Raw genomic sequence first — 12772 nt, forward strand, 5'->3', positions numbered from 1 at the left:
GGCGCCGGTCGCGATCGCGCGGTCGGCGATCCGCGACGCCGCCGATCGCGCCGCGCCGAAGAGCTTCAACGGCAAGGCCGACAACCCGGCATCGCAGATCCTGCAGAACGCCGATATCGGCTGGACCGCCTCGCGCGGACCGATCACCGCGAGCGGCGCCCAGGACGTGCTGTCGCTGGCCACGCCGCTGGCGGGAACGTTGAATGTCACGGGCGCGCTTTCGTCGAAGGCGACGGGCGCGGTCGGCGATGCGATTGGCGGCCTGCTCGGCGGCAATGTCGCCAAGCAAATCGGCAGCGTGAACATCAAGTCGCTGAATGCGAATGCCGAGATCAAGGGCAGCGTCATCATCACCGCACGGCCGAAACTCGCCGCCGCCTGGCGGATCGAGCCAAATCTGGCGGCGCAGGTCAATCTGGGCGATTCGAGCCTCTCGGTGGCGGGCGCGCGGGTCAGCGTCCCCGCCCAGGTCAAGCCGCTGATCGACAAGACGGTCGCCGACCAGCTTGCCGCGGTGCAGGCGCGGATGCGCAACGATCCCGCACTCGAACGGCACGCGCGGCAGCAATGGGCCAGGGCCTGCCGCTCGATTCCGCTGCAAGGTTACGGCGCAAGCGCCGCGATGCCGCCGGTGTGGCTGGAGTTGCGGCCGATCCGGGCGATTGCCGCCCAGCCGCGGGTCGACGCCTCCGCGGTCACGCTGACGCTTGGCATCGAAGCCGAAACCCGGATCACGCCGGCCGAGACCAGGCCCGATTGTCCGTTCCCGGCGACGATCACCATCGTTCCGGCGACGCCGGGACACGTTGCGATCGGCGTGCCGATCGATCTGTCGTTTGCCAGCCTCACCCAGCTCATCGAAGCGCAACTTGCCGGCAAGACTTTTCCCGAAGACGGTTCCGGCCCGGTCGATGTCACGGTGAAGCGCGCAAGCGTCGCGGCTTCCGGCGACCGGCTGCTGATCTCGCTCCTGGTCAACGCCAGGGAGAAGGAGAGTTTTCTCGGATTCGGCGGCGAGGCCCAGGTGCATATCTGGGGCAGGCCGGCGCTCGATCAGGGCCAGCAGACGCTGCGGCTGACCGATATGGAACTGGCCGTCGAGTCCGAAGCCGCGTTCGGGCTGCTCGGCAGCGCGGCGCGCGCGGCGATCCCGCATTTGCAGCGCGCGCTGGCCGACAGGCTGGTCGTCGACCTCAGGCCATTCGCCGGCAATGCGCGGAGAAAGCTCGCCGCCGCCATCGCGGATTTGCAGCAGAACGAGGACGGCATCCGCGTTGCGGCCGAAATCAGCCGCATGCGCCTGGCCGAGATCGCCTTCGATTCCAAAACGCTGCGCGTGATCGTGGAGGCCGAGGGCGCCATTGAAGTTTTCGTGAGCGCGCTGCCGGCGCTGTGACGAGGCTGCGCCTGGCACCGGATTGACCTGCCTCAAATGCGGGTCAGCGCAACCTGTTAGCCATGATCGGCCGCTATTTGAGGGTGCACGAACTGTAGCAGGACATCGTGGCGCTGAACCAACCCCGGCAGCTAGGCGAACCCCGGCGCGTGGTATTTCACGCCCGCGATCTGTCCAAGACCTACATCATGGGCGAAGTTGAAGTCCACGCCCTCAAAGACGTCAATCTCGACATCTATGAGGGCGAGTTCGTCGTGCTGCTCGGGCCTTCCGGCTCGGGCAAGTCGACGCTGCTCAACATTCTCGGCGGGCTGGACGCGCCGAGTGGCGGCAAGGCGCGCTGGCGCGACCATGACCTGGTGGGCGCCGATGACGCTGAACTGACGCGCTACCGGCGCGAGCATGTCGGCTTCGTGTTTCAATTCTACAACCTTATTCCGAGCCTGACGGTGCTCGAGAACGTGGCGCTGGTGAACGAGATTGCCGACAAGCCTCTCGACCCAAGGCAGGCGCTTGCGCTGGTCGGCCTCGACCGGCGGCTCGATCATTTCCCCTCGCAGCTTTCCGGCGGCGAGCAGCAACGTGTCGCGGTCGCACGCGCCATCGTCAAATCACCCGATGTTCTCCTGTGCGACGAGCCGACCGGCGCGCTCGACTACGAGACCGGAAAAGTTGTGCTTGCCGCCATCGCGCGAGCGAACGAGCAGCTCGGTACCACGACGGTGATCATCACCCACAACGCGGCGATCGCGGGCATGGCGGATCGCGTTCTTCGCCTCGGCGGCGGACGCATCGTCGGCGAAGAGCGCAATCCACGCCGGCTGACCCCGGACGAGGTGCGATGGTGACCCTGCTCGATCGCAAGCTGTTGCGGGATATCTCGGCCATGCGGGGGCAGGTGACGACGATTGCCCTGGTGGTAGCGGCGGGGATGGCGGTATTTGTCGCATCGATATCGACCTATGATTCCCTGCGTGCCGGGCGCGATCGCTTCTACGCAAGCGCAGGCTTTCCCCAGGTCTTCGTCACGCTCAAGCGCGCGCCGCTCTCGGTCGTGGCGCAGCTCAATGAAATTCCGGGCGTTGCCGCGGTCGAGCCCCGCATCGTTCGCGACGTGATTCTGGACTGGCCCTCCGCCATGCTGCCGGTATCGGCGCGAATGGTTTCGCTCGCCCATGCCGGAGACGAACCGATGGTGCGGCTGCACGTGCGCCGAGGTACCCTGCCGGAGCGGGGTGACACGCAAACCGTTGCGATCAACGAGGCTTTTGCCGAGGCGAACGCGGTCCGTCTCGGCAGCGATGTGCGGGTCGTGCTGAACGGCCGTATCCAGCGTTTTCGCGTCGTCGCCGTCGCGCTGTCGCCCGAATATGTCTATGCGGTGAAGCCGGGAATACCGATCCCGGACGACCGGTTCTACGCCGTTCTCTGGGTCGACCGCCGTGCGGCGGAGGCCGCCTTCGATATGACAGGCGCCTTCAACGACGCCATCGTCTCGCTAACTCCAGGCACCGACCCAAAGCAGGTGATCGATGAGCTCGACCGCCTGCTCGAGCCCTACGGTTCGGTCGGCGCCATCGCGAGGCGGGACCAGCCGTCGAACCGTTTCCTCGAGGACGAACTCAATCAGCAAAAGGTGATGTCGATCACCATTCCCATCATCTTCTTCGGCGTCGCCGCGTTCCTGCTGAATGTGGTGCTTGGAAGGCTGGTGACTGCCCAGCGTGAACAGATTGCCGCATTGAAGGCGCTCGGCTTTCCGACAACTCCCCTGGTGTTCCACTATCTCAAGCTGGTCGCGGTCGTCGTTCTGTTCGGATCGGCGCTCGGGCTGGCTGGCGGCTTCGTCTTCGGCGAGGCGATGATCGCAAGCTATCATGGCTTCTTCCGCTTGCCGGCGCTTGTGTTCGAGCTTACGCCCTGGTCCGCACTCGCGGGCTTCCTGATCAGCTTTGCGGCTGCCTCGCTCGGCGTGGTGACGGCGCTGCAAAGCGTCGTCACCCTGGCGCCGGCGGTAGCGATGCGGCCGGCCGCGCCGCGGCGCTTTCGCCGGTCGTGGATCGAAGCCTTGCTCTCGACCAGGAAACTGACGCCGCGGCATGTCATGACGATCCGAAATTTTACCGGCCGTCCGCTGCGCAGCGCCTTCACGATCGCCGGCATCGCCCTCGCCGTGCCGATGGTCGTGCTCGGGCTGTTCTGGCGTGACGCCATCGACCAGATGATCGAGGTCCAGTTCAATCTGGTCGAACGCGGCAATGCCATGGTTACGTTCCCCCATCCGCTCGATCGCACCGTGGTCGGCGACCTCGCGCGCGAGCCCGGCGTGCTGGTTGCCGAAGGCTACCGGATCGCGCCGGTGCGCCTGCGCGCCGGACATCGCAGCTATCTGACGTCGGTGATCGGGCTGCCCTTCGACAGCGGACTGCGGCGCCCGCATGATGCCGCGTTGCGTCCGATCGACGTGCCGCCGGGCGGACTGACGCTCAGTCGGCGGCTGGCCGAGCGGATCCAGGTCGTCCCCGGCGATACGGTGACGATCGAAGTGATGGAGGGCAAGCGTCGCAAGGTCGACCTGCCGGTCAGCGCCATCGTCGACGAGGTGATCGGGATGTCCTGCTATATGGAGATCGACACCCTCAACCGGCTGACCGGCGAAGGCGCGGTGGTATCGGCCGCGGCGCTGTTGGTCGAGCCGTCGGCACTCCCGGCGCTGTCGCGGCGATTCAAGGAACTGCCCGTGATCGAATCGGTGTCGATGAAGGCCTACACGCTGAGCTCGTTCCTGGACAAGATCGCCGGCCTCGTTCTTGTCAGCGCCGGCGTGCTGACGGTGTTTGCGGTCATTGTCGCCGTCGGCGTGGTGTACAACAGCGCCCGCATCGCGCTGCAGGAGCGCGCCTGGGAGCTCGCCAGCCTGCGCGTGCTCGGCTTTACCCGGGCCGAGGTCGCGCAAATCCTGTTCGGCCAGTTTGCCATCGAGATCGCGCTGGCCATTCCGCTCGGGCTCGTGCTCTCGCGTGGCATCGTCACGTTGATTGCGCGGTTTCATTCCAATGAGAGCTTCCAGATTCCAGGCGTGGTCGGGGCACGAACCTACGCGGTTGCCACCGCCATTGTCGTGGCCACCGCGCTGGCAAGCGCGTATATCGTGCGCCGACGGGTGGACCGTCTCGATCTGGTCGCGGTGCTCAAGACGAGGGATTGACGATGCGTATCACGGCCGGTCGTGTGATCATGGTGCTGGGCATGATGGCCGCGGTCGCCGCCATCGCCTGGTTTCTGATGCCGCGCCCGACCCCGATCGAGACGGCTGCCGTCGCCAAGGGGCGGTTCCTCGCCAGTATCGACGAGGATGGCAAGACGCGTATCCGCGAGCGTTATGTGGTGGCCGCGCCGCTCGCCGGGCGCCTGACGCGGGTCGCCTTGAAGGCAGGCGACCCGGTCGCCGCGGACGATGTGGTCGCCGCCATCATGCCGCCGCCGGCGCCGTTTCTTGATCCGCGCAGCCGCCGCGAGGCGGAGGAAAGACTGGGCACCGCCGAGGCCGCGCGCGAGCGTTCGAGGGCGGTCGTCGAGCGCGCGCAGGCGCAGGCCAATCAGGCAAAAAATGATCTCGATCGCACCCGCACGCTGGTCGCGCGCGGGGCGTCAACCGTGCAGGCGCTGGAACGCGCCGAACTCGCGATGCGGGTTGCCGATCGCGACCTTCGCGCCGCGGAATTCCAGGATCACGCGGCGGACCATGAGCTCGCGCAGGCGAAGGCGCTGCTTGGCCGCTATCGCGACGGCATCGACGCACCGAGCGAACCCTGGAGCATCACGGCGCCGGTAGCTGGCGTCGTGCTGAGGGTCATGCAGGAGAGCGAGACCGTGGTCCAATCGGGAGCACCGTTGCTGGAAATTGGCGATCCGCGCGATCTCGAAATCGTGACCGACGTTTTGAGCACCGGGGCGGTTGAAATTCGCCCCGGCGCGGACGTGGTGATCGAGCATTGGGGCGGTCCGGGCGCACTTTCGGGGCGGGTGCGCCGGATCGAGCCAGCGGCGTTCACCAAGGTGTCCACGCTGGGCGTCGAAGAGCAGCGGGTCAATGTGCTGATCGACCTGCTGTCGCCGCAGCCGCAGTGGACCGGCCTCGGAGACGGATATCAGGTAGACACGCGGATCATCGTGTTCACCCAGGACGACGTCGAGATCATACCGGCCGGTGCGCTGTTCCGCCGAGGCGATAGCTGGAGCGTATACGTCGTGGTCGACGGACGCGCGCAGCCTCGAACCATCGATCTCATGCGCCGCTCGGCGGGCTTTGCAGCGGTCAGCAAGGGTGTCGCAGCGGGAGAGCGCGTGATCATCTATCCGAGTGATCAGATCAGCCCCGGGGTGCGGGTCAGCTCGCGATGAGAAGCGGGACTCACCACGGATTCATGCTCGCGGATAGTCCCCCTCACCCGGATCGCACCGGACGATGCTTCGCATCGCCGGGGCGATCCGACCTCTCCCCGCAAGCGGGGAGAGGTCGCTCCAACTCGCGAGCCAATTCAACTCACGGCCGTCCTGCGCTAGCCCTCGAACTTGAACGAGACTTTCAACTTGGCGCGGTAGGCTTCGACCTTGCCGCTGGCGTCGAGTTGCAAATCAAGCTGCACCACCTCGGCGACGCGAAGATCGCGCAAGGATTTTCCCGCCCTGTCGACGGCCGCCGTGGCCGCCTTTTCCCAGGAATCCTTGCTGGTACCAACCAGCTCGATAATCTTGTAGACGCTCTCCGCCATGTCTTCCTCCCGTTGGTGTTGAGCAGGACGCAGGTGGTCCTGCCGCGGCCAAGCCTAACATCGTCATGTCGGTGCTGATAGATGCGGTGCAGCATGGCTCCGGCAAAAAACCCCAGGCGGGCTGGCATGAAAAATGGCCGGGCGGCAGTATTGCCTCGGTTCGAAAATCGGCGACGAACTCCGTGAACACGCGATCAGAAACCGCCCCAGTATGGCGGGATGCCGTAATGGCGATGCAGCTCCGCTTCCTGCGAGCGGTCACCCCAGTCGAAATCCTGATCCGCTCGAAATGACGGCGCGCGCTTCAATTCGCCCTCGTCGATGTCAAGCTCGTAGGCTTCGAACCTCGTATTGTAGCGAAGCCGTCCCCACGGCAGCGGCAGCAGATTGGTCCCGATGCCGAGGAACCCGCCAAAACTCAGCACCGCGTAAGAAACCTTGCCGGATATCTTGTCGATCATCAGCCGCTCGATGTGACCGATCCTGGCGCCGTTCGGCCGTCGCACCGCGGTGCCTTCGACGCGATCGCTGGCGATCAGCTGATGCGGCTTCGTCATGACGTCGAGTGCCATTGGACCCTCCACGAATCAATGAAGAATTCAACGCGCGGCGGACAGGCCGGTTCCGGCCCTTCACAGACGAGACAACCGCCCTTCAGGCTGCGAGCGCCGCCTGCCGGTCGGGCTCGGCTTGATCGAAGAAGGCGATGGCCTCGAAGCGGTAATCGCAGGCCCGGCACGTCCAGAGGTAGGACGCACGGCCCGGACCGGTTTCGATCCAGTCCGGCGCAGATATCGGCTCGCCACATTGGGCGCAGGGATTTCCGCGGGGCAAATAGCCGGGATCCACTCGGGACATGGCGCATCTCCCTTATCGCGTGAGGCTTCGTTCAGCGTGATGTTTTGAATGGGACAGGATTGCTGTCGGAACTAGATTGGCTATCGTGAAACCATAGACCATCATCGAAACTTTTGCACGACATTGATGTGCGTCAATGATGCCTATCAATGATGCGTATCCTCACTTCGCCCTGGGATCGACCGCCGGCTCGACCGTGTGCACCCGACCTGCTTTGCGCAGATGGATCGTCGCGATGTCGTCGGAAAAAATCTTCTGCCAGCCGTCGATGTGATCGAGCAATTTGGCCGCCGCACTCTGCGTGCGCATCAGGGTGGCTTCGATCCTGTATTGGTCGAGCAGCCGGAACAGGTTTTCCGGCGCCATCAATCCGGACGCCGCGTTGTGATCGACAAAGAATTGCTCGCCATAGAGCTCGGTGCGGCCGTCGATGAACGGCGCGACGCCGTTGGCGATCAGATAACCGCCGAAATCATAGTCGTTGAAGACGCGGGACAGATTGAGCTTCTTCAGTTCGGCGACGGCGGCGACCGGCGCGCTGCTTGGGTGCGGCTCGAAGCGATGCACCGATGCGTAGGCAAGGGTTGCCGCCATCAGCACCAGCGCGACGCCGGCGAACAGCCCGCCGCGCGCGGGCGATGGCGCGGATGAAGCGGCAACGCCGCTGCCGATCTGTTTTGACAACGGCGCAGCCAGTATCAGCGGCGCCAGCAGCGCCAGGATTTCGGCGGCGCGTCCCTGGGCGAGTGCCATGTGCAGCAATCCCAGCAGCAGCAGGATGCGCATCGGCGGCAATTTTACGCCGCGAAACAGCGCAAGACCAATTCCAAGCAGCAGGCAGACCTCGAAGGCGGCGACGCTGCCGAAATCCGCCGGCCGCCATTCCCTGATCAAGGGCAGCGCGCCGCCGAGCGCGAGGATCTTTTGCGAGGCGAGCAGCGAATGCCAGCCATAGGGCGTCATGCAGCCTGCGACGAGCGCCGCGAGGCCGAACACGGCCCAGCGCAGCACCAGCGATTTTCGCGCCACCCCATCCGCATTCAACACCGCGTCGAGCGCAATCGGCGCGATCAGCACCAGGCCAAGGACAAAACCGCCATGCAGATTGGCCCACAGCGCCATCAGCGGCAGCAACCGGAATGGCGGCGCCTGGCGGCGATCCGCCGCTGCGATCAGGCCGCCGACCCATGCCACCATCACCGGCAGCGCCAGCACATGGGGGCGCGCCAAGAGATGCGGCACGGTCAGCGCCAGCGCCGCGGCGACGAACACCAGCGTTGTGCTTCCGGAAAGACGCCGGCGCAAAAATCCGGCCAGCAGCGCAAAGGCCGCCGCGATCGCGGATGCCGCCAGCACCACCGGCCCGCTCCAGCCCGCGATCGCGTAGCTCTCGGCATAGGCGAGCTGCGCCAGCCACTGCGTCGAGATCCAGGGCTGGCCGCGCATGGTGAAGGAATAGACGTCGGTCTCCGGCACGGCGCGGTGATCGATCATCCACTGCCCGACGGTGATCTGCCACAGCGTGTCGGGATCGATCAGCAGCCGGTTTCCGGCAAGCAGAAACAGCGCGTAGATCAAGACGCCGACCCATAGCGGCAGCAGGCCGCGCGCCGGGTGCGAGGCTTCATCGGCGTGGGCGATCGTGACGGTCATCGGCGCAGTGCTCGATTTCAGCGGTTTGAAACCCCAACCGAAGCATGCCCGGGCATAATTCCAGGTAAATCCGGACCCGGAGACGGGAATAACTCCCGCGATAAAGCCGGGTTTTCGCCACATCCCCGCCCGCCGGCCGCGAGAAAACGAGGGTGGCTAAAGCGTTAACGCCCCGAAAGCCTTAACGCTCGAGAATCGCGCCGGCCCGGGACCATCCCTGATGAACCGAGTGCACTACCTTGTCTGGCTCGCCGCCATCATGGCGCTGCTGGTTGGCGCCGATGCGCAGGCGCAGCACCGTGCCCGATACCAGCAGCTGGTCGCCACCCACGCCAGGGCCAACAACGTACCGGAGGCTTTGGTGCATCGGGTGATCGTTCGCGAGAGCAAATATCAGCCCGATCTGGTCGGGCGCGGCGGCACCATCGGGCTGATGCAGATCAAGCTCGCTACCGCGCGCGGCCTTGGCTACAGGGGCGACGCCCAGGGGCTGCGCGACCCCGACACCAATCTCGCTTATGGCGTGAAATATCTGGCCGGCGCCTACCGCGTCGCAAACCACGATCACGACCGCGCCGTGCATTATTATGCGAGCGGATATTATTACGCGGCAAAGCAGCGGCGGCTGGCAGGACACAAGCGTCCCTGACCGGTGCTCGCGAGTGCACCGCATTCCGTGCAATTCGCGCAAAGCCGCGTTGACACCTTGGCGCATCGGCCTACATTAGCATTGTTCCGAGGGGAGCTCTGACGAGGAGCTGAGATACCGCAAGCTTGGGCCCGCCAAATTCAAGGAGGTGAGGCTTAAAGACCGCGGTGACCCTTTGAACCTGATCCGGGTCATGCCGGCGAAGGGACAGGGATGTACCAGAGTTCGAAGCCGCCGGGGGAATCTCCCGTTTCCGTCATCGGCGCAGGGATTGCCGGCGCCTGGCAGGCCCTGCTGTTCGCGCAGGCCGGCCACGCCGTCACGCTGCATGAGCGCAGCGACGCCGCGATGACGGAATCCGCCAGCCACTGGGCCGGCGGCATGCTGGCGCCTTATTGCGAGGCGGAAACGTCGGAGCCGCTGATCGGCCGGCTCGGCATCCGCTCGCTCGATCTCTGGCGCCGGCATTTTCCGCAAACCCCGTTCAACGGATCGCTGGTGGTGGCGCATCCGCGCGACCGCGCCGATTTCGAGCGCTTTGCCAGATTGACCGCCAGTCATCGGCGGCTCGACGCCAGCGCCTTGGGCGAACTGGAGCCATCGCTGGAAGGCCGTTTTCGCGACGGCCTGTTCTACGCGGATGAAGGCCATGTCGATCCCCGGCGCGTGCTGCCGGAATTGCATGCGCGCATCAGGGCGGCCGGCGGCCAGATCAAGTTCAACAGCAACGCCGATGCGGGCGATCTCGACGGCATCGTGATCGACTGCCGGGGACTGGCCGCGCGCGACGCCGAGCCGGAACTGCGCGGCGTCAAGGGCGAGATGATCATGGTCGAGACATCCGAGGTCGAGCTGGCGCGCCCCGTCCGGCTGATCCATCCGCGCTGGCCGCTCTACGTGATTCCGCGCGGCAACAACCGCTTCATGCTGGGCGCGACCTCGATCGAGGCCGAGGATTTCGGCGTCAGCGTGCGCTCGGCGCTGGAACTGCTCGGCGCGGCCTATGCGGTGCATCCGGCCTTTGCCGAGGCCCGCATCGTCGAATTCGGTTCCGGCCTGCGGCCGGCCTTTCCCGACAATCTGCCGCGGATCGCTATTAACAACGACAAGATCGCGGTGAACGGGCTCTATCGCCACGGTTTCCTGCTGGCGCCGGCGCTGGCCGAACTGACGCTGGCCTATGTCGAGCGCGGCGCGATCGACAATGAGGTGATGCAATGCGTGTGACCATCAATGGCGAGGCGCGCGAGATCGCCTCCTCCCGCGTCGATGCGTTGCTCGCCGAGCTCGAATATCAGGGCACCCATTTCGCGATCGCCGTGAATTACGACGTGCTGCCGAAAAGCCGCTGGGCGGAAACCGCATTGAAGAGCGGCGACGAGATCGAGATCATCACGCCGCGGCAGGGAGGCTGAGGATGGGTACGGTTCAAACGCGCCACGCGTCGTCCCGGCGAACGCCGGGACCCATAACCACCGGCCTTCGCGGTTACATAAGGTATTTGCCACGATGCCACAATGAAACTTCACGGCGTATGGGTCCCGGCGTTCGCCGGGACGACGAATGGTGTGTGGGGATGGCAATGCCATGCTGAACTTCTACGGCCGCGAATTCCCCTCCCGCCTCCTGATCGGCAGCGCGCTGTATCCCTCGCCTGCGATCATGCAAGGCGCGATCCGCAGCTCCGGCGCTGACATCGTCACCGTGTCGCTGCGGCGCGAAGCCGCCGGCGGCAAGACCGGGGATGCGTTCTGGTCCCTGATCCGCGAGCTCGACGTCACGGTGCTGCCGAACACCGCCGGCTGCCGCGGCGTGCGCGAGGCGGTGACCACGGCGAAACTGGCGCGCGAATTGTTCGGCACCTCCTGGATCAAGCTCGAGGTGATCGCCGACAACGACACGCTGCAGCCGGACGTGGTCGGCCTGGTCGAAGCCGCGGATATTCTCATCAAGGACGGCTTTGAGGTGTTCCCCTATTGCACCGAGGATCTTGGCGTCGCGATGCGGCTGGTCGATGCCGGCTGCAGGGTGGTGATGCCCTGGGCGGCGCCGATCGGCAGCGCCAGGGGCATCGTCAACCGCGATGCGCTAAAGCTGTTGCGCGACCGCCTGCCCGACGTGACGCTGGTGGTCGATGCCGGTCTCGGTGCGCCCTCGCATGCGGCGGAGGCGCTGGAACTCGGTTACGACGCCGTGCTGCTCAACACCGCGATCGCCAAGGCCGCCGACCCCGTCGCGATGGCGACCGCGTTTCGCCTCGGCGTCGAGGCCGGACGGACCGCCTACGAGGCCGGGCTGATGGAAGCCCGCGACTTCGCCTCCCCTTCCACCCCCGTGATCGGGACCCCGTTCTGGCATGCCGTATCCTGACCGCTTTTATCCCGTGGTTCACAGCGTCGCCTGGGTCGCGCGGCTCGCTTTGCTCGGCGTCGGCACGGTGCAACTGCGCGCCAAGGACCTCGACGAAACCGAGGCGCTGCGGATCGTGCGCGACGCGCTCGAGGTCATCAGGGGCACCGACGCCAGGCTCGTCGTCAACGACTACTGGCGCGCGGCGATCGCGGCCGGGGCAAAACATCTGCATCTCGGCCAGGAGGATCTCGCGGGAGCCGATCTCAAGGCAATCCGCAAGGCCGGGCTGACGCTCGGCATCTCCACCCATGACGACGAGGAACTGGCAACCGCGCTGCGCGCCGAACCGGATTACGTCGCGCTCGGGCCGATCTTTCCGACCACGCTGAAATCGATGCGGTTTGCGCCGCAGGGCATTGCCAGGATCAGCGAATGGAAGAAGCGCGTCGGAAATATCCCGCTGGTCGCGATCGGCGGCATCAAGCTCGAGCAGGCGAGCGAGATTTTTGCCGCCGGCGCCGACTCGATCGCCGTCGTCAGCGACGTCACCCAGCATCCCGACCCCGACGCGCGGGTGCGCGCCTGGCTCGGCATCAAGGCGGAGGCCACGTGAAAGATTCCATCCACGTCATTGCGAGGAGCACTTGCGACGAAGCAATCCATCTTTCCATTTGCGGAACCATGGATTGCTTCGCGGAGCCTGTCATCGGGCGCGCATTCGCGCGACCCGGTGGCTCGCAATGACGGAAATAACTATCAGCGTCATCCGGAACTGCCGTCCCGAATGACAACAATTAAAAGGAGGATACGCCATGAACATCCGCTCCAATCCCGACGCCACGCTTCCCGCCGTGACCACCGGCCCCTTGCCCTCGTCGCGCAAGATTTTTGTGACGCCGGATGAGGCGGCGGATGTCCGCGTGCCGCTGCGCGAAATCATCCTCAGTGAGGGCGCCGGCGAGCCGAACCTGACGGTCTACGACACCTCCGGCCCCTACACCGACCCGGCGGTGACCATCGACGTCAATGCCGGGCTCTCCCGCGACCGCATCGCCTGGGTGAAGGCGCGCGGCGGCGTCGAGGAATATC

Annotated in this window: 12 protein-coding genes, 2 pseudogenes and 1 riboswitch; of the genes and pseudogenes, 10 read left to right on the forward strand and 4 right to left on the reverse strand. The window is 65.5% G+C overall.

Annotated elements, in window-relative coordinates; genetic code table 11:
* From WCE35_RS19345 to WCE35_RS19360, 4 genes are all read left to right on the forward strand, one after another.
* Nucleotides 1-1396 (forward strand): DUF4403 family protein (locus WCE35_RS19345; RefSeq protein ID WP_424594931.1); only part of this gene is annotated, 1396 nt, incomplete at its 5' end.
* Between the two features lie 188 nt (nt 1397-1584).
* A complete protein-coding gene (locus WCE35_RS19350) occupies nt 1585-2244 on the forward strand; it encodes an ABC transporter ATP-binding protein (protein WP_424594942.1) in 660 nt (219 codons plus the stop codon).
* A complete protein-coding gene (locus tag WCE35_RS19355) occupies nt 2238-4604 on the forward strand; it encodes an ABC transporter permease (protein ID WP_424594932.1) in 2367 nt (788 codons plus the stop codon). The genes WCE35_RS19350 and WCE35_RS19355 overlap by 7 nt, the downstream gene beginning before the upstream one ends.
* A 2-nt stretch (nt 4605-4606) precedes the next feature.
* A complete protein-coding gene (locus WCE35_RS19360; protein WP_424594933.1) occupies nt 4607-5800 on the forward strand; it encodes an efflux RND transporter periplasmic adaptor subunit in 1194 nt (397 codons plus the stop codon).
* Nucleotides 5801-5958: 158 nt separating this feature from the next.
* Here the strand turns inward: WCE35_RS19360 and WCE35_RS19365 are convergent, their stop codons facing one another.
* The 4 genes from WCE35_RS19365 to WCE35_RS19380 all read right to left on the reverse strand — a co-directional run bounded on the left by WCE35_RS19365 (nt 5959) and on the right by WCE35_RS19380 (nt 8682).
* On the reverse strand, nt 5959-6171 hold the full coding sequence (locus WCE35_RS19365) for a dodecin family protein (RefSeq protein ID WP_424594934.1): 213 nt from the start codon (nt 6169-6171) through the stop codon (nt 5959-5961).
* Nucleotides 6172-6365: 194 nt separating this feature from the next.
* A complete protein-coding gene (locus WCE35_RS19370) occupies nt 6366-6743 on the reverse strand; it encodes a PRC-barrel domain-containing protein (RefSeq protein WP_424594935.1) in 378 nt (125 codons plus the stop codon).
* Between the two features lie 82 nt (nt 6744-6825).
* Nucleotides 6826-7029: a hypothetical protein gene (locus tag WCE35_RS19375; RefSeq protein ID WP_424594936.1), complete on the reverse strand. Its 204-nt coding sequence runs from the start codon at nt 7027-7029 to the stop codon at nt 6826-6828.
* Between the two features lie 162 nt (nt 7030-7191).
* Nucleotides 7192-8682 carry a hypothetical protein gene (locus tag WCE35_RS19380; protein ID WP_424594937.1) on the reverse strand — a complete coding sequence of 497 codons (1491 nt, stop codon included), beginning with the start codon at nt 8680-8682 and terminating at the stop codon, nt 7192-7194.
* A gap of 259 nt (nt 8683-8941) precedes the next feature.
* On the opposite strand from WCE35_RS19380, the pseudogene WCE35_RS19385 reads away from it, so the two are divergent.
* From WCE35_RS19385 to WCE35_RS19410, 6 genes and pseudogenes are all read left to right on the forward strand, one after another.
* Nucleotides 8942-9307: pseudogene (locus tag WCE35_RS19385) on the forward strand (transglycosylase SLT domain-containing protein); the annotation flags it as partial.
* Between the two features lie 103 nt (nt 9308-9410).
* A riboswitch (TPP riboswitch) is annotated at nt 9411-9557 on the forward strand.
* Nucleotides 9545-10558 (forward strand): FAD-dependent oxidoreductase, encoded by a 1014-nt coding sequence (locus WCE35_RS19390; RefSeq protein WP_424594938.1) that lies wholly within the window; start codon nt 9545-9547, stop codon nt 10556-10558. It overlaps the preceding riboswitch by 13 nt.
* Nucleotides 10549-10746, forward strand: coding sequence for a sulfur carrier protein ThiS (gene thiS, locus WCE35_RS19395; protein WP_424594939.1), 198 nt, complete (start codon nt 10549-10551; stop codon nt 10744-10746). The genes WCE35_RS19390 and thiS overlap by 10 nt, the downstream gene beginning before the upstream one ends.
* A 172-nt stretch (nt 10747-10918) precedes the next feature.
* A complete protein-coding gene (locus tag WCE35_RS19400) occupies nt 10919-11701 on the forward strand; it encodes a thiazole synthase (protein ID WP_424594940.1) in 783 nt (260 codons plus the stop codon).
* Nucleotides 11688-12296 (forward strand): thiamine phosphate synthase, encoded by a 609-nt coding sequence (locus WCE35_RS19405; RefSeq protein WP_424594941.1) that lies wholly within the window; start codon nt 11688-11690, stop codon nt 12294-12296. Before WCE35_RS19400 ends, WCE35_RS19405 begins: the two co-directional genes overlap by 14 nt.
* 199 nt (nt 12297-12495) lie before the next feature.
* Nucleotides 12496-12772: pseudogene (locus tag WCE35_RS19410) on the forward strand (phosphomethylpyrimidine synthase ThiC); the annotation flags it as partial.

Source organism: Bradyrhizobium sp. (assembly GCF_049691595.1).
GTDB lineage: Bacteria > Pseudomonadota > Alphaproteobacteria > Rhizobiales > Xanthobacteraceae > Bradyrhizobium.